This is a genomic window from Vibrio alginolyticus NBRC 15630 = ATCC 17749 (genome assembly GCF_000354175.2).
Taxonomy (GTDB): Bacteria; Pseudomonadota; Gammaproteobacteria; order Enterobacterales; family Vibrionaceae; genus Vibrio; species Vibrio alginolyticus.
Window position 1 is genome coordinate 282207 of the sequence record NC_022359.1, and the last position, 19171, is coordinate 301377.

Sequence of the window (19171 nt, forward strand, 5' to 3'; positions counted from 1 at the left end):
TTGTTATCAATAACTTCTTTTGGAAAATGACCAAAGGTAGCGCTTGGCTACCTTGGTCTTAACTAGGTTCTATTAGCGTTTCACCGCTTCAAGTTTCCAGATATTGTTCACGTAGTCGCGGATTGAGCGGTCTGACGTGAACTTGCCAACAAGGGCGGTATTAAGAATGGCCTTCTTCGCCCAGCCAGCTTGATCTTTATATTGTTCGCTCATGTCTTCGTGCGCTTTCACGTAAGATGCAAAGTCCGCAAGACATAAGTACGGGTCACCGCCGTCTAGTAGGCTGTCATACGTTGCACGCAGTAAGCCTGGTTGACCTGGTGTGAACTCTTCACCCAATAGCAAGTCCATTGACGCTTTGAGTAGGTGATCCGCATTGTAGTAATCAAATGGGTTGTAACCTTGAGCTTTCAGCGCTTTCACACCTTCAACATCTAGACCGAAGATGTAGATGTTCTCATCGCCTACTTCCTCACGAATCTCAACGTTTGCACCATCCATTGTACCGATAGTTAGCGCACCGTTTAGCGCCATCTTCATGTTACCTGTACCTGATGCTTCTTTACCCGCTAGCGAGATTTGTTGAGAAACGTCAGCCGCAGGGATAATGATTTCAGCCATGCTCACGCGGTAGTCAGGGATGAATACCACTTTCAGCTTGTTACCGATGCGAGGATCGTTGTTCACCTTGTCTGCAATCTTGTTGATTGCGAAGATGATTTCTTTCGCTAGGTGGTAACCCGGTGCTGCTTTTGCTGCGAAGAACACAACGCGTGGCGTACACTCAAAACCTGGTTCATTAAGAATACGGTGGTACAGAGACAGTACGTGTAGCAAGTCTAGATGCTGACGTTTGTACTCGTGCAGACGCTTGATTTGGACATCGAAGATTGCATTAGTATCGAGCTCGATACCCATGTTCTCTTTCACCCAAGTTGCTAGGCGTTCTTTGTTCTCTTTCTTCACTGCCATGAATTCTTTTTGGAATGTCGCGTCAGTAGAGTACTTCGCAATACCTTCAAGTTGCTCTAGTTTCGCTGGCCATTCTGGGCCGACTTTCTCAGTGATAAGCTGAGACAGACCTGGGTTACAGAACTTCAACCAGCGACGTGGCGTAATACCGTTCGTTACGTTGTGTAGACGTGTCGGGTACATTTCGTGGAACTCTGGGAATAGGTCTTTCTTAACCAATTCAGAATGAAGTGCTGCTACACCGTTTACTGCGTAAGAGCCGATTACACATAGGTTTGCCATGCGAACCATGCGGTGGAAACCTTCTTCGATGATAGAAAGCTTCTGTTGCTTCGCGACATCACCCGGCCACATTGCACGTACGTCTTGTAGGAAGCGGTGGTTGATCTCGTAAATGATCTCCATATGACGTGGTAGCAGGTGCTGGATTAGCGACTCTGGCCATGTCTCTAGTGCTTCTGGAAGTAGCGTGTGGTTGGTGTACGCAAATGTCTTAGAGCTGATTTCCCAAGCCGCTTCCCAAGCTAAACCTTTTTCATCCATCAGGATGCGCATTAGTTCAGGAATCGCAATCGTTGGGTGCGTATCGTTAAGCTGGATAGTCTCTTGCTTAGGTAGATCCGCTAGCGAGTAGCCCGCAGCTTCGTGGCGACGTAGGATGTCACGTACAGACGCTGCTGAGTGGAAGTACTGCTGCATTAGACGCAGTGTTTTACCTTTCTCGTGGTTGTCGTTCGGGTAAAGCACTTTAGTGATGTTACCTGCGTCGATCAGTGCGTGCTGAGCTTCGAAGTAATCACCATTGTTAAAGCTTGCTAGTGAGAATGGTGCAATCGCCTGACATTCCCAAAGACGTAGCGGGTAAACCGTGTCTGATTCGTAACCCACAATTGGAAGATCCCAAGGCATTGCTCTTACTGTCATGCCTGGTACCCATTTGCGAACTTCTTTACCGTTCTCGTTAATCACTTCAACGTGACCGTAGAAACCGATCTCTTGCGCAAGTTCTGGACGCGCAATTTCCCAAGGGTAGCCTTCTACACCGCGCCAAGCGTCAGGTGCTTCTTGCTGGCGACCATCTTTGAATGACTGTTTAAATAGACCGTATTCGTAATGTAAACCATAGCCGACAGTTGGGAATTCTTGTGCCGCACATGAATCCATGAAACACGCAGCCAGACGACCAAGGCCACCATTACCCAATGATGGGTCGCGCTCTTCTTCTAGCAGATCAGTTAGGTTGTAACCCAGTTCAGCCATTGCTTCTGTTACTTGTTCATACAGACCCATGCTGATTAGGTTGTTACCAGTCAAACGACCGATAAGGAATTCTAGCGAAAGGTAGTTAACGCTCTTCGCACTTTTAATGCGTGGATCTTCTTCTGTCGCAAGCAAATCTAGAGTAGTAAATTCAGCCAGAGCATGCCCCATTGCTAGGTACCATGCGCGGCTGTCTGCGTTTTCAATCGTATGAGCGTAAGTTACAGATAGGTGTTTCTTTACGCTTTCTTGGAACGACTTCTTGTCAAATTGTTTTTGTTGAGTAGGTTTCATTACGAAATTCTCACGTCTTTTGGTAATTCATCTGCCATACATCGTGCATTTACCTCTGTGAATAAACATCCTCCTAATTCTCATCCTTTGAAGGAGGAGGGCTGAGGGCGTAGAGGGGGTACCATTGCTAGGTTAGTGATCCAAATCTCAACAAAGTGAACTTTGCACCAGTTCTTAGTGATTTTGATCACAATGGAATGTGAGAAAGGTTAAAACCCGTTCATGACGCTTTTTATAGTCCACTCATCTGATGATGTGAAAATTGTAATATCGGTCACATTAACTCGGTCAGCGTAGAAGAACTTTTCGTAATCTATGTGCAACGCGATCTTAACGCTAACGAAACAAACGATATTTAAGTGACGACAATCACAAATAAAGGGCGTAGTTGATGGTAAATCCATCAACCCTTGAGAATTAGGAAGTGGATCAAAGTAACGAACATTTCTGATGTCGTAACATCCCACTCAGCTCACAGGATTGTACGCTTTTTATACAAACTAGAATTAGGCGATGTGAGTTATTTCTAGTTTTCGCTAGCTTTTATATCTAAGTGACCGTATGGAATGGTTTTTCAGACGGACGCAAGCCCCAACAGTAGCGACATTATCCGGCATTCAAACAGTGTTTTTGATGCTGATGACATCATTCAGTAAGACGGCTTTCAAGGGGGCTTTACTAGAATGATCACGTTGCAGTCATTTGGGTATACATAAATAAGGACATAACTACTAATGTGGATTCCATCTAAGCTTACTCGACCAGGACGCCTGCACAATGCCATCGTGCGCCCACGAGTGTTGGACTTACTACAGCAAGCGCCTTACTACAAATTGGTTTTATTCCGATCCCCAGCAGGTTACGGAAAAACGACAATGGCAGCGCAGTGGCTATCCGATAAGCCAAACGTCGGTTGGTACAGCATTGATGACAGCGATAACGACGGCTTTCGCTTTGTAAACTATCTGCTTCAAGCATTAAACAAAGCCACCAACTTCAGTTGCGCTAACGCACAAAAACTGGCGGAAAAACGTCAGATCTCGTCTTTACGCTCCCTATTTAGCGAAGTGTTCGCTGAAATGGCTGACTTTCATCAAGAGTGCTACGTGGTGCTTGATGACTACCATTTAATCACGAATGATGAAATCCATGAATCCATGCGTTTCTTCTTAAAGCACATGCCAGACAACCTCACCGTTGTGGTAACCAGTCGTGCAGCGCCGCCTCTGGGCACTGCAAACTTACGTGTTCGTGATTTAATGATCGAAATCGGCAACGAGATGTTGGCGTTTGATACCGAAGAAACCACTCGCTTCTTTAACCAGCGTATCGCCGATGGTATCGATGAAGACATGGCGAACAGCCTAAGAACCTATGTTGAAGGTTGGCCATCGGCGATGCAGTTGATCGCATTACAAGCCCAACATCAAAACCGCACATTGGCACAAACTGTAGAGTCGGTATCGCAGTTCAATCACGCGCACTTGTGGGATTACTTGGTCGAAGAAGTGTTTGACTTACTCGATCACGAAACTCGTCACTTTTTAATGCAAGTATCCGTGCTTGACCACTTCAATGATGAGTTAGTGTTTGCCCTTACCCAACGCGAAGATGCACTGGGAATGATTGAATCGCTTAACCGTTACGGCTTATTCATTTACCCGCTCGAAGGGGAACAGAACTGGTTCCGGTTCCATAACTTATTTGGCGAGTTTTTATCTCATGAGCGCCAAGCTCGTATTCCTCAGCAAGAAAAAGATCTCCACCGCAATGCTGCTATCGCTTGGTTACAACAAAAAGCACCACACCAAGCGATTCATCATGCACAAAAATCGAATGATAAGGACTTAGTGGTAGAGATCCTAAACGAATTCGGCTGGAAGATGTTTAACCAAGGCGAACTCAGCACACTGGAAAGCTCAATTAACAAGTTGGACGATGATCTGTTGTTCAGCCACCCAAAACTTACGATGCTCCGAGCATGGTTGGCTCAAAGTCAGCATCGTTATAACCAAGTGGGCCACCTGCTTGAAGAAGCGGAAGAGGAACACAAAAAGCGTAACATTGCGTTAGATATTCATTATCAAGGTCAAGCAAACGCGTTGCTTGCTCAAGTGGCTATCAACAGTAACCAACCAGAAAAAGCTCTCGAATTAGCGGAGCTAGCGCTTAGCCAACTTGATAACACTATTTACCGTAGCCGAATTGTGGCGACTTCGGTTGTTGGTGAAGTTAACCACGTGCTAGGTAAACTAGACCGTGCTTTGCCGATGATGCAACAAACTGAAAAGCTAGCTCGTCAGTATCAGGTATATCACCAAGCGTTATGGGCAATATTGCAGCAAAGCGAGATTTTAATTGCACAAGGTTACGTGCAAGCTGCCTTTGAACTACAAGATTCCGCATTTCGTCTGATTGAAGATCAGCAGCTTCAGCATGTTCCTCTTCATGAATTTTTGCTGCGTATTCGCGCGCAAGTACTTTGGTGCTGGAACCGACTTGATGAAGCGGAAGAATGCGCGTACAAAGGTCTGCAAATTCTCGAAAACCATTCACCAAGCAAGCACTTACATAGCTATTCGATGTTGGCGCGTATTGCGATTGGACGCGGTGAATTAGACAAAGCCGGTAAATTCATTGAGCACATCCAACACTTGATGAAACAGTCGACTTACCACGTAGATTGGACTGCAAACGCTTCACTATCGTTGATTCTATTTTGGCAAGCGCGCGGGAATACCGATGCAATGCAAGAATGGCTCAACACTGCGGTTCGTCCTGAATCGGCATGCAACCACTTTTCTCAATTGCAATGGCGTAACATTGCTCGCGCCCACATTAACTTAGGCCAATATACCGACGCTCGTGCTGCGTTAGATTTTCTCCAAGGTGAAGCTCGTCGCACTAACCTAATCACAGATACTAATCGCAACTTAGTGGTTGAAGCGGTCCTTTCTGCTCGCCAAAAAGATGAGGAGCAAGCCAAGGCACTGTTAAAAGAAGCATTAGTAATGACGAACCAAACTGGCATGGTCGGAAACTTCCTGATTGATGGTGCAACCATTGGCGGTCTGCTGGAGAAGTTGAGCCTCCGCCATGAACTGGGCGATCTTGAGCGTCACCGTGCTCAACAGTTAATGAAGGACATTTCATCGAATCAACGTAGCCGGTCAATTCACTTTGATGAAGACTTTATTGAAAAGTTGGTGAATCACCCTAATGTGCCAGAGCTAGTACGTACCAGCCCATTAACACAACGCGAATGGCAGGTTCTGGGACTGATTTATTCAGGCTTTAGTAACGAGCAAATCGCACAAGAGCTGGATGTGGCAGGTACGACAATTAAAACCCACATTCGCAACCTGTACCAAAAGCTTAATATTGCTAATCGTAAAGAAGCCATTGTGACAGCTGAAAATTTGCTGCAGTTGATGGGATACTGAACTGCTCGATAAACGGGTTAAAACGTAAAGTAAAACACAAGGGTTGGCGTAACACGTCAGCCCTTTTTTATGACTGACAGTAAGAGAAGTGCAATTTGCAAAGCACGTAAGTAACGTTGTTCATATAAAAAAATAGCCAACCGCAATAATCGCAATTGGCTTATATTTAGTGTGAACAAATTGTATTCACTAACAACGTCAGTTGGCTAGGTGACCCTCGGCTTAAGAAGGGTCGAGCAGTATTATGCATTAATCATGCCAAAATGCAAAGACTTATTTTTGGGCACAAGATCTCATATAAGCTGGATTTATTCACGCGCAAATTATCAAAATGCAATTTGACAATGCAAATTGCAATTGCACAATGCAACCAAGATTGATAATTGATAGTAGAGTTAATCATCTCAAAAATGTAAACCAAGCATTAAAAGCTCGTTACGGCGGCATTGTCTCTTGGCGGGTAATAAAGATAGGCAATAGATTGGATATAAAACCAAGTAGTTACAGCACTATTTCATACTTTTTTCATCGCAATGTTTGTATACTCTCTGCCATCGAAACGACTTAGCATTAGAGCAATGAACTACTTAATTACTTTCTTCAAGGGAATCGCCATGGGTGCAGCAGATGTTGTACCTGGTGTATCTGGCGGCACCATCGCGTTTATCACTGGTATTTACGATACGCTGCTTGAAAGCATTCGACGCATTAACCCCTCACTTTTCTCTATCTGGCGAAAAGAAGGGTTTAAAGCCGCGTTTAATCACATCAACGGATTCTTCCTAATCGCTCTGTTTGCCGGCATTTTCACCAGTATTGCAACGCTAGCAAAGTTGATTACTTGGCTTCTTGACACACACCCGATCCCACTTTGGTCATTTTTCTTTGGTCTAATTTTGGTCTCTGTGTATCACATTATTCGTCAGGTTGAGCAACGCGATCTTGTCCGCTTTGTCATTCTGCTCGTTGGTGTCGGGTTTGCTTATAGTATTACTGTGCTCAAACCTTTACACATGGAACCAACGGCCATTAACACCTTATTCGCTGGAGCTATCGCGATTTGTGCGATGATCTTGCCGGGTATCTCTGGCAGTTTTATTTTGCTGCTGATTGGCATGTATGCTCCTGTATTAGCCGCAGTGAAAGGTTTTCAAGTCGATACATTAGCGCTATTTTTGTCTGGCTGCGTGATCGGTTTACTGTCCTTCTCTCACTTATTGTCGTGGTTACTACGCAAGTTCCGTGATTTCACCCTGATGTTTTTGACTGGATTAATGATTGGTACGTTGCCAAAGATTTGGCCATGGAAAGAAACCATCACTTGGCGCACCAATTCGAAGGGCGAACAAGTGCCATTGCTACAGCACAACCTATCACCATTTGAATTTGAACACGTGACATCACAACCTTCTCAGTTAGTACTTGCTGTCGTAATGATGCTTGCAGCCATTGCTCTGGTTTTGGGTCTAGAGAAATTCGCAGATTCAGATAAATAACTTTGGTATCAAACACATACTGAACCAAATAAAAACGGAGCCAATTGGCTCCGTTTTTATCTATTGGCTAAGGGCAAAACATCTCAATTGAAAACTCTGCTGTATTTGATGCAATAAAGTCCGTCGCGTTACTAGGAAGCTGGTCACCGAGGTATAACGCACAATTTACCGAGGTCACGAGTTGGCGAGCGGCGCATCTGTGCTACGATGCTCGTAATGTTAAGTGATAAATGCTGAACCTTCATGAAAGTGTTACAAATCGCCGCTGTTTCAGCCGCATTAGTTGCGGGATTTTATGCCCCGACTCTAATAAAAAGCTTTTCTTCTTCCACTCAAAGCAAGTCAATAGATGAATACTGCTTTCTCTCTACAACCTCTTGCGTCCAAGAAAATGTTACGATGACACTAAACTCAGAAACTGCTCAACCCTTGGTTCCTACCACTCTAAATGTTGAGTGGCATACAAGCGATGCTAAGCAACTCATCCTAAGTCTTTCAGGAAGAGAAATGGAGATGGGTGAGCCTAAGTTTTTGCTGAAGCAAATCGCTCCTGGCCAATATCAAGGTGACATCATTCTCCCGGTTTGCACGGAGGATGCGATGACTTGGGTTGGTGAACTCAGTGATGGAGAGAATACCGTTTACCCTGCTATAAAAATGCAAAGATAAGGAATCGTTATGAGCCGCAATTGGTCCCTATTTCTCGTAGCTGCTTTCGCACTCGGGTTTGGCGTAAAGAGCTATTTAGATAATCAGAACACGAAGCCAGAGCTAGTGGACAGTTCCACCTCTCAACAAACGGTATTGTTTGGGGAAAATAACCAAGCCGTCAATATCTTCGATGTGAATGACCCTCGCATCCGAGTTGTCTATTTTGGCTTTACTCGCTGCCCAGACGTTTGCCCAACTTCTCTTGCAATGCTGGCAGGGGCACTGAATCAAATTGACGACGCGCAAAAAGCACAACTACGCCCGATGTTCATTTCTTTAGACCCAGAGCGTGATGAGGCCGATGCATCAGCAAAATATGCCCATTACTTCCATCCAATGATTGAAGGCCTATCGGCACCACTTGATGTAACGACACCTTTGGCACACAACTATGGTGTCATTTTCCGTAAGACAGAATTGGAAGGCTCGGAACTAAAGTACACGCTGGATCATAGCTCTTACTTTTACTTCTTGAAGCCGGATGGCACGTTAATCACTAAAGTACCGCATACACTCTCACCGGCACCGATTGTTGAAGCCATTTCAAAACTAACGACCGAAGGCTCTTCAAATGACGGTTAAGTCAGTGCTGAAGCAATTTTTCAATTTCCTAACTCATACCAACCCCAATGTCGAACAAGACGTCGATACGATCATTGACGCCATTGGGGGCATAGAGAACCTGCTAGAAACTGGTGCATGTGCGACTCGGCTGCGCCTTACCCTCAGAGCGACGTCCGTCATCGATAAGAACGCACTCAAAAATCATGGCGCGCATGGCGTCGTGATATTGGATGATCGTCATGTCCAAATCATATACGGCTTAAAAGCCAACACGTATTCGCAGATTATGGAAGAGCGCATCACAAAACAAAGTTAATATTTTTGCAGTATAGCTACCCTCTTTAAAAAACGGCGGCTATACTCTTTTGGCTTAATTAACTCACTTATTTATTAACCAACGAAGAGGACACAAGATGATTGTATTGAATAACACTAACTGGGCATCGCAAGGGTAACCCTAACAGCACCAACTCTGTGGCATAGCCACAACTCCCCTTCTCTGCCCGGTCTTCACCGGGGTCAACTCTATCCGAATTAGACCCTAATGCGATTTGTATTAAGGCGCTTTGTTGCGTCTGGGATAATTCAATAATGAATCAAACACATACTTTTTGTGACACATTAGTTTCAACTTCAAACCCTCTAAAACAATTGGGTTGGAAACCATTTTTTCAGCAACAACTGACATTAGACGATTACGACAACACTATCTTTGCTCGTGTAATTGCGCATCACCGAAGTGGTTATTTATTGGCAACAGAAACTGGGCAAGTTCATCTTAATGCCCACCATTCTTTACCCAACATGACCGTCGGAGACTGGGTAATCTTAAATGAAGATCAGCAATTTGTTCGCTTACTGGATCGCTTGAGCCTCTTTAGCCGCAAAGCCGCTGGCAGCAAAGTGGCAGAGCAACTCATCGCAGCCAATGTGGATACAGTGTTTATCGTCTGTTCCCTTAACGACGACTTCAATTTAAGTCGTATTGAACGTTATCTTGCCTTGGCTCATGAAGCCGAAGTCGAACCCGTCATCGTGCTTTCCAAAGCCGATTTGTGTGACAATACTGATGAACTAAAAAGCCAAGTACAGAAGCTCGACCCTCTATTAGCTATAGAAGCAGTCAACGGCTTAGAAATAGAGAGTGCTTCTAAACTCATGACCTGGTGCAAAGAAGGACTAACCCTCGCTTTTATCGGTTCTTCAGGCGTTGGCAAATCAACTCTTGTTAATGCATTACTCGGGCAACAAGAACAGGCAACTGGGCATATTCGTGAAGACGATAGCAAAGGGCGACATACAACTACATCGCGCTCTATCCATCTATTACCTGATGGCGGCATCTTGATTGATACTCCGGGAATGCGCGAGCTTCAACTAGCAGATTGTGAATCGGGGGTCAGTGAGGCATTTTCTGACATTGAGGCTCTCGCTCAGCGTTGTCGCTTTGGTGATTGCCAGCATCAAACTGAGCCGGGTTGCGCAATTCAAACTGCGATTGAAAATGGCAAACTGGAAGTTCGTCGTTTCAATAACTATCAAAAACTATTGCGAGAACAAGCCTTTAACGGTGCGACTTTGGCAGAGCAACGAGCTCAAAGTCGACAGTTCGGGAAACTCACTCGAAATGCCATGAGTGATAAGCGCAGGCGCCAACAAAGTTATTAATTTGTTGCGTTTGAGTTGTCAATAAAATCAAAGGAGACGAAAGTCTCCTTTTTAACAACTTTATTAAAAACCATTACTCATAACTAATGATAATTTTCAACATAAAAATCTTATTTAAATAACATTGAGCAAACATTTAATCCAAAAACAAACTAAAACTAGACACAAAATATTACCAAGCTAAGATATGTGATATTCAGCAAGAAAATGGCTGAATTTATAAAAACAGGATAATTGATAATCATGTGTCTTAGTGACCAGAAGCAATGCTCACCCCTTGTAATATAAGGGCATTATCGCCGTGTAATGATGGACTATTGCCCTGCCACTCTGGCATAAAATTGCAGGAATGATGTATGCAACACAACAGCCTCGTTGCCCGATATGCTCGTGGTAACCTCGTCGTCCAGATCCTTGTCGGTATCGTCTTTGGTATTTTGCTCGCGACAATTTCTCCAAGCCATGCCGAAAGCGCGGGATTAATTGGTAGCCTTTTTGTCGGTGCGCTTAAAGCGATCGCGCCAATTCTTGTGTTTATTTTGGTTGCCGCTTCAATTGCAAACCAAAAGAAAAACCAACACACTTACATGCGCCCAATCGTTGTACTGTACCTGATGGGTACATTCTTCGCGGCGCTATCAGCAGTGGTTCTAAGCTTCCTTTTCCCGACCAATTTAACGCTTGTCACCGGCGCTGAAGGTGCAACGCCTCCTCAAGGTATTGCTGAAATTCTACGCACATTGTTGTTTAAACTGGTCGACAACCCAGTAAATGCACTAGTAGAAGCAAACTACATCGGCATTCTTGCTTGGGGTGTGGGTCTGGGTCTTGCACTACACCACGCATCGGCAACAACGAAGGCCGTATTTGAAGATCTAAGCCACAGCGTGTCTCACATTGTGCGCTTTATCATTCGTCTTGCACCATTTGGTATCTTTGGCTTGGTTGCTTCAACGTTTGCGACAACGGGCTTTAGCGCGCTAGCAAGCTACGCACACCTTCTGGCGGTTCTTCTTGGCGCAATGATGATCATCGCACTCATTGTAAACCCGGCGATCGTGTTCGTTAAAACCAAACAAAACCCTTACCCACTTGTATTCCGTTGTCTGCGTGAAAGTGGTGTAACAGCGTTCTTCACTCGTTCAAGTGCGGCGAATATTCCAGTAAACATGGCACTATGTGAGAAGCTAAAACTGGACGAGGATACGTACTCAGTATCTATTCCTCTAGGTGCGACCATCAACATGGCTGGTGCTGCAATCACTATCACAACGCTAACGCTTGCAGCTGTGCACACTATGGGTATCGAAGTTGATCTACTGACTGCGCTACTTCTAAGTATTGTAGCTGCGGTTTCTGCATGCGGCGCATCAGGTGTTGCAGGTGGCTCTCTACTACTTATCCCACTTGCGTGTGGCCTGTTTGGTATCTCAAACGACGTAGCAATGCAGGTTGTAGCGGTTGGCTTCATTATCGGTGTGATTCAAGACTCTGCAGAAACTGCGCTAAACAGCTCAACAGACGTTGTCTTTACGGCAGCAGTTTGTAAATCAGAGCAGCAAAAAGCTCAGTAAGACTGACAGAACAAATAGAAAGGGGAGCCGATGATGGCTCCCCTTTTTTGTTTAATTGCGCTCAATTATGCGGTGACCAGAGCCACTTCTTCAATCGGGAAGTTTTTGCTTGGCTCAACAAACTCTTGCTGCGCCGCAATAGTTTGCAGCTCCCATTCGCCTGCATGGTACGTTGCACTTAACACCCCGTAGCATGCGTCATGACAATGTTGGAAAGCTTGCTTAGGAGACCAGCCTTTTAAGAGTCCCGCGGTAAAGATAGCTGAAATAAGATCGCCCACGCCAACAGGTTGTTTAGCAAACTCAAATTGAGGACGCTTCGCAAGGTAAATACCTTCTTGCGTAGCCAATAGCATGTTGAAGCTGCCATTTTCTAGGCAGTAAAGGTGCTTAACTAGCACCACCTTTGGACCTTTCTCTAGCGCACGTTGGCATGCGGTGATCGCATCGTCTAGTGAGTGGATTTCCATCTCAGCAAATTGACTTAGCTCGAATTGGTTCGGAACGATCACGTCCGCCATTGGCATCAAACGCGTTAGAAGATTTTCAGCAATGCCCGGAGCCACAATGCAGCCTTTGTCTGGCGCGCCCATCACAGGGTCGCAAACGTAAAGTGCGTTCGGGTTTGCTTGTTTCACTTTCGTCACGGTATCTTCAACAGCAAGGCACTGCTCTGCGCTACCTTGGTAGCCCGTCAATACCGCTTGGCACTTTTCCAGCGCGCCGATGTTACCAAGTCCACGAACTAACTCGCTGATGTCTTCAGCCGCAAACGCTCGCCCAGTCCAGCCTTCTTGATACTGCGTGTGGTTAGAAAATTGAACGGTATGAATCGGCCATACTTCGAAACCCATGCGTTGCATTGGGAAAACGGCACTGCTGTTACCAGCATGACCAAAAGAAACATGAGATTGTATAGAGAGGATACCTTGCATAGTACCTTACCTCTTATTGTTGTTATCGATAGTTCAAAGACAGCGGCAAGCGCCAGTTTTGCGAAACCAGTAGTGTATCCGACAAACCAAGATTCTCTAACTCAATTCTCCTCAATATCTTCAGAGTAAGTTGGAGTGCTGGTTTTCAACACCATCTTCTTAATTTCCATTTTGTCTTTATTCAGTGCGATTTCTAGGGTATCTCCTTCCCTTATCCCGAGCTGAGCCAGGATTGCGCTTGGAATGACTACGGCGGTATCGTCACCGATTTTAACAGGTTGACTTATCATCTTTCGTCCTCCAAATGTCGAAAATGAGTTTTCACGTCATTGGATGTCTAGCCTCAAATACTTTGAGCTGACTTGGATTTGGCGTAACATTTTAAAGACAAAAGAAAAGCCTCACTCTTGAGGCTTCTGGATAAGATAGGTTATGGTTGAAGGAAGTTTTGAGTGAAATCGAGCGCCTCTTTAGAAAGTTTTTTTTCGTTGGGCGATGTGCTTGCCTGACCTTCTGCTGTTACCGTTGTCATGTTAGGCTGAAAATCTAGTGTTGATGCCTCCTCCCAAGCTTCGGAGGCGTCTTTATTCTCATCATTCAACACCGCATTGAGCTCCTCTTCCGCAGGAAAATACGCTTCGCGTTTGTACACTTTGTTAAGGGCTCGAATAATAGAGTGCTTTCTCACCATTCCTGAGGCCAGCTTTCTTTGCAACGGCTTCGCTATGGACTGCAATCCAACGACAACATCAACACCAATATTGGTCGCCACTTCATCACGCAACGTACGCGCAGGTTGGTAGCCCATATTGGCCGAAAGAAACAGCCAAACGTAAGCAATTGCATTACCCGTTTTACCTTTATCCTTCCACGCTTCGCCAGCATGATACATCGCTTTAGCACTGCCACCTTCCGCGGCCCGTTCCAGCCAGTAGCAACCTTTAACCATGCTTTTTTCTGTACCAATGCCATTTAGGTAACATAAGCCGACTTGGATCTTGCCATCTGCACTGTCTTTTTCCGCCGCTTTCATAAACCAGTAAAGCGCATCTGCACTGCGTCCTGCACTATTGTCTGGTGAAAGCTGCCATTCCCCCATATAAATCATGGCATCAATGCAGCCTTCTTCGGCGGCAGTTTCAATCAGTTGGTTACCTTTTGGGATATTTTTTTCAGTTCCTCGACCAAAGACCAAGGCCTTGCCCGTCGAAAATTTCGCTTCGGTATCCCCTTCCATTCCCGCAATTGCGGTACGCCAGAAGTTTGCCTGCTCTTTTAAAATCACATCTTCGCGCATGCGTTCACTTAAGCGAACAATGCCGTACATCCCCGTCACATTGTCCAATTTAGCTGCTTTATCATACCAATACAGCGCTTGACGAATGTTGTCCTTTTCGGCTTCTTTCGCTAGAAATAAAATGGTGGGAATATGCCCGGTTTCTGCTTTGAACTCTCGCTCTTTACGCTCTTGCTCTCGCGCTTTATGCATCGCCTTTCGATAAGCGGCTTCGCGAGCTTTCCTCTCTGCCTCGAGTCTCTGTTTCCGCATCGACAACGAGATCATCCACACAAATATCAGGACGAGTGAAAGGCCAGTTGCCGCAATGGCAATGCCCATACTACTCATAAATAGCCTCTTTTGGTTTCAGGGCCCAATTCAACTCCCTTTCAGGGAAATCTTATGATTACGCGCCGACGTAACGCCGACTACCTTCATTATATAACGACCACTTAGCGAAAATCTGAAGCTTGCGAAGACTTAATGGCGGTATTTTATTCAACATCACTGCAACTTATTTTTAAAAGAAAAATATAGCCCTCATTTTTATAGAACTTAATCACGGTTTTGGGGCTGAGACATTCTCATCCCCTATCATCCCCCCTTACTCCTCCCATAAAAATTCACATTTTAATGATGTGCAGAATCTCTCACTATGCGCCTGTTTTATTATTTAATTTGTGAACAAAATCGACTGTGACAGAAAATTTGCACCTGTAAAAAACTTAACAGCCTGCTCTCACATTTTGCTGATGATTCAGTGTATTAGCATCTAATTGAACATTTCCTTTTTTGGCATCTGCCTTTCTAGCGTGTGCAAAACCTTCTTGATGATTGAGTCAGCGAAGGCAGCGCGCAGCTCAATATCAATTCAATAACAATGGATTTGTAAACGTGGACAATAAGACATTTAAATTATCAACAATTGCCAAAACCGTACTGCCTTTGATTTCCGTCGCGGTAATCAGCGGTTGTGGTAGTGATAGCACGAACGAAGATACGACGAACCCTGGCTCAGGCTTGTACCCTGCGGGAGAGAACGAAGTCGTCATTTATTACAAACGTGACGTAGCATCAGCTTCAACAGCAAGCGACTACGAAGGTTGGGGCTTGCACCTATGGAACGGTGAGGGCTGTACCAGCACAGATTTAGACGCAATGGGCATTCCGGGAACAGGAACGGATTGGTCTGCGCCACACCCATTCGATGGCATCAACGACACCTACGGTGCTTACTACGTACTGAAAATAAACCCTGACGCCTCTGACCCACACGAATGCATGAACTTCATTCTGCACAAAGGTGATGAGAAAGCGTTCGGCAGCGCAAACTCAAAAGTAGAGTTGACGAAAATCGGCGAATCGAAAGGTTTGTTTGGCTTCCACGGCAGCAGTGAACTTTACTACGAGCCAATAGAAGAGCGCCCTGTTGATATTGATGGTCAAAAAGCCCATTGGTTAGACGCCAACACCATTGCATGGGAAGCGGCGACCAGTGCGGATTCCATGAAGCTGTTCTACAGCATTAGCAATGACATCAAAATGGATGAAGATAAGCAAATCTCTGGCGGTACAGCAGTTGAGCTGACAAAAGCTGGTGAGTTGTCTGATGGTCTGAAATCACGCTTCCGTCACCTTGCTAGCCTTCAAGCTGCGGGTATCGATGTCGATGACGCGACCTTGCGTACGATCCTGAAGTCACAAATCGTTATGGTGGCTTACAACGCAAATGGTGACGTCATTTCTGCAACTGAAGTGCAAAAACCGGGCGTTTTGGATGCGGTGTTTGCCGATTCCAAGGCAGGTAACGCGATCGGTCAAGAACTCGGTGCGATTGTGGAAGGCGGTGCCGCAACCTTCAAACTATGGGCACCAACTGCCCAAGATGTTGATCTGATAATCTACGATGAAAACTTAGCAGAAGAAGCGACCGTTGCCATGACGGAAGACCCAGCAACAGGTATCTGGGTTTCTGAGGCACAAAGCAACGTTGTCAACAAATATTATCGCTACCAAGTTAAGGTATACCACCCAACAACTGGCGTCGTTGAAACGCGTTTGGTAACAGACCCATATTCAATGAGCTTGTCTAAGAACTCACGATACTCGCAAGTGGTTGATTTAGATGATCCAAGCTTAATGCCTCAAGATTGGAAAAACTACGCACGCCCAACGGTTAAAAAAGACGAAGACCACGTCCTTTACGAGTCACACATTCGTGATTTCAGCTTTAACGACAGCAAAGGCACACCAAGTCTTGATGGCAAATATCTGGCGCTTACAGAACCTGAGCGTGAGTCTGTATCTCACTTACAAGCTTTAAAAGATGCTGGCCTAACAACGCTACATATCCTGCCTGCGTTTGATATTGCAACCGTGGATGAAGACGCTGACAAGCGAGTCGATATCACCGACACCGTGGGTAAACTTTGTGGCATCAAGCCAGAAGCCTCCATTTGTGAGACCGAAGATGACGGCAAAGTAATTGAAGAGGTATTAAATAGCTACGACCCAACAACGGGCAAAGCACAAGCGTTGATGAACGATCTTCGCATGCTAGACAGCTTCAACTGGGGTTATGACCCTTACCACTACACCGTGCCAGAAGGCAGTTATGCGACCGATCCTAACGGGTCTAAGCGTATTCTTGAGTTCCGCGAAATGGTTCAAGCGACGCATAAAATGGATCTGAAACTGGTCATGGACGTCGTGTACAACCACACAAATGCATCTGGTGTGAACGAAAAATCAGTACTGGATAAGATTGTCCCTGGGTACTACCACCGCCTAAACGTCAACACTGGCGGCGTCGAAAACTCAACCTGTTGTGATAACACCGCAACCGAGAACTTGATGATGGGTAAACTAATGGTTGACTCATTGATGGTATGGGCGGATGACTATAAAGTCGATGGTTTCCGTTTTGACCTTATGGGCCACCAGCCGAAAGATGTGATGGTTTACGCACTTGAAAAAGTCCGTGAAATTGACCCGAATACCTTGTTCTACGGCGAAGGTTGGGACTTTGGTGAAGTCGCGCAAAACGCTCGCTTCGATCAGGCGACACAAGTCAACATGGCGGGGACAGAAATCGGTACTTTCTCTGATCGTCTGCGTGACGCAGTTCGTGGCGGAAGCCCGTTTGATGGCGGTGTAGATTCTGAAGGTAAGCACCCACTTCGCTTTAACCAAGGCTTTGGTAACGCCGCTTATCCTAACGAAGAAACCAAAACTGACGCAGAGTCGGTGAATGGTCGTTTACACAACCAAGATCTGGTTCGTCTAGGTATGGCTGGTAACTTGGCTGATTACATCCTTCTTGATTACAAAGGCGAAACCAAACTGGGTAAGAACGTTGATTACAATGGTGCGCCTGCAGGCTACACAAAAGTGCCATCAGAGAACATCTCTTACGTGTCTAAGCACGACAACCAAACATTGTGGGATAACAACGCCTACAAGATTGCGACAGGCACTTCATCTGCCGAGCGTGCACGTATGCAGTCTGTGTCCCTATCAACGGTGATGCTTGGTCAAGGCATTCCATTTATCCACATGGGTTCTGAGCTATTGCGCTCTAAATCTATGCAGCGCGACTCGTACGATTCTGGTGACTGGTTCAACCGTGTATTCTTCGACGGAAGCGACAATAACTGGAACGTTGGTCTACCACGTGAAGACAAAGACGGTGCAAACTGGGAGCTGATCAAAACCATCGTTGGTGACAGCACGGCGAAACCAGATTCAACCGACATCGAGCTGACTAAGCAACAATTCCTAGAGCTACTAAAAATCCGTAGCACAAGCGAACTATTCCGCCTAGATACCGCGCAAGAAGTGATGAACCGTGTGGACTTCCGCAACGTAGGGAAAGACCAAGTGGAAGGCTTGATTGTGATGTCTATCGACGATGGTACATCAGCGGGTGCCGATTTAGATTCGAACTACGATGCTGTCGTGGCCGTTGTGAACTCAACATCAACTGAGAAATCTTTCAAAGTTGCTGGCGCAACTGGTTTCGAACTGCATGAAGTTCAACAAAACTCTGCGGATGACATCGTCAAAGGTGCAAGCTTCACCAATGAAACGTTCACAGTACCAGCACTGACAACAGCGGTATTCGTGCAGCCACAAAACGGCGCACAAGGTGCTGGCCTACCAGTAAACACGGATAACAAAGACGTATCGAGCATTCCTCCTTACGGCGAAACCGTTGTTTACGTGAAAGGCACGATGAACGAGTGGTCTGATAGCAGTGATTGGGCGATGACCTTTATTGGCAACGGTATGTACTCTGTAACTGGCGTTCTTGAAGCTGGTGAACACGAGTTCAAATTCGCGGACTCTGGTTGGGCAAATCCAAACATCGGTTGTGATATTGCGAATATAGCTTCTGGTTCACTAGAATTAGGTTCAGAAGGTAACTGTAAGCTGTCTGTTGCTGAAACAGGTAAGTACAACTTCACTCTGAACGCGCTACATGTTCAAGATGAAAGCGTAGAAAAACCGGTCGTGTCAGTGACCAAGTCAGCAGATGCACCAACATTCGGTGAAACAGCACTTTACTTACGTGGCACTATCACTACATGGGATGCTCCAGCACAAGACTCAACAGCGAAGTTCAGCTATGTTGCAAATGACGTTTATTCGCTAGACATTACCCTAGCGGCGGGCAACTACGAGATGAAAGTTGCGAGCGCAGACTGGGCAGCAGACACCAACTTCGGTGGTGAAGGCAGTGTTGAGCTTGGTAAAGCGCTGACGATGGAAGCCGGTGGCGGTAGCGCAAACCTAAAAATTGCGATTGCAGAAGCAGGAAACTACAACTTCCACTTCAATGCGGCTGACAAGTCGGCGCCAATCGTGACGGTAACGAAAAACTAGTTTCATTTAAAAACATCCGTAATGAAAAAGGGGAAGCATCACGCTTCCCCTTTGTTTTGTTGGCGTCACTAAATGGTGGATACCAAAATCA

12 protein-coding genes are annotated in these 19171 nt (G+C 45.6%); 8 read left to right on the top strand and 4 right to left on the bottom strand.

The features are described from left to right. Positions 1-72 precede the first annotated feature (72 nt). Positions 73-2526 carry a glycogen/starch/alpha-glucan phosphorylase gene (locus N646_RS16595; RefSeq protein ID WP_017820125.1) on the bottom strand — a complete coding sequence of 818 codons (2454 nt, stop codon included), beginning with the start codon at positions 2524-2526 and terminating at the stop codon, positions 73-75. A gap of 734 nt (positions 2527-3260) precedes the next feature. Here N646_RS16595 and malT point away from each other — a divergent pair. From malT to sstT, 7 genes are all read left to right on the top strand, one after another. Then, positions 3261-5969, top strand: a complete 2709-nt coding sequence (malT, locus tag N646_RS16600; protein WP_005374834.1) for an HTH-type transcriptional regulator MalT — start codon at positions 3261-3263, stop codon at positions 5967-5969. Between the two features lie 578 nt (positions 5970-6547). Further along, on the top strand, positions 6548-7465 hold the full coding sequence (locus N646_RS16605) for a polyprenyl-phosphate transporter (RefSeq protein ID WP_017820124.1): 918 nt from the start codon (positions 6548-6550) through the stop codon (positions 7463-7465). 243 nt (positions 7466-7708) lie between these two features. Continuing rightward, positions 7709-8134, top strand: coding sequence for a hypothetical protein (locus tag N646_RS16610; RefSeq protein WP_017820123.1), 426 nt, complete (start codon positions 7709-7711; stop codon positions 8132-8134). A gap of 9 nt (positions 8135-8143) precedes the next feature. Next, complete coding sequence (locus tag N646_RS16615; protein ID WP_017820122.1) at positions 8144-8758, top strand: SCO family protein; 615 nt, start codon at positions 8144-8146, stop codon at positions 8756-8758. Then, a complete protein-coding gene (locus N646_RS16620; protein ID WP_005384641.1) occupies positions 8748-9056 on the top strand; it encodes a PTS transporter subunit EIIB in 309 nt (102 codons plus the stop codon). Before N646_RS16615 ends, N646_RS16620 begins: the two co-directional genes overlap by 11 nt. Positions 9057-9331: 275 nt before the next feature. Next, entirely contained in the window at positions 9332-10408 is a 1077-nt protein-coding gene (gene rsgA / locus N646_RS16625; RefSeq protein WP_017820121.1) for a ribosome small subunit-dependent GTPase A, read from the top strand. A 356-nt stretch (positions 10409-10764) separates the two neighbouring features. Continuing rightward, positions 10765-11982, top strand: coding sequence for a serine/threonine transporter SstT (gene sstT / locus N646_RS16630; RefSeq protein ID WP_017820120.1), 1218 nt, complete (start codon positions 10765-10767; stop codon positions 11980-11982). 65 nt (positions 11983-12047) lie between these two features. Here the strand turns inward: sstT and pdxY are convergent, their stop codons facing one another. The 3 genes from pdxY to N646_RS16645 form a co-directional block, all read right to left on the bottom strand. Next, positions 12048-12917, bottom strand: coding sequence for a pyridoxal kinase PdxY (pdxY, locus tag N646_RS16635; protein WP_017820119.1), 870 nt, complete (start codon positions 12915-12917; stop codon positions 12048-12050). 101 nt (positions 12918-13018) lie between these two features. Beyond that, a complete protein-coding gene (locus tag N646_RS16640; RefSeq protein ID WP_005458312.1) occupies positions 13019-13207 on the bottom strand; it encodes an AbrB/MazE/SpoVT family DNA-binding domain-containing protein in 189 nt (62 codons plus the stop codon). Positions 13208-13347: 140 nt separating this feature from the next. After that, complete coding sequence (locus N646_RS16645) at positions 13348-14544, bottom strand: tetratricopeptide repeat protein (RefSeq protein ID WP_017820118.1); 1197 nt, start codon at positions 14542-14544, stop codon at positions 13348-13350. A gap of 546 nt (positions 14545-15090) precedes the next feature. Here N646_RS16645 and pulA point away from each other — a divergent pair. Beyond that, entirely contained in the window at positions 15091-19080 is a 3990-nt protein-coding gene (gene pulA / locus N646_RS16650) for a pullulanase-type alpha-1,6-glucosidase (protein WP_017820117.1), read from the top strand. The last annotated feature ends 91 nt before the right edge of the window (positions 19081-19171 follow it).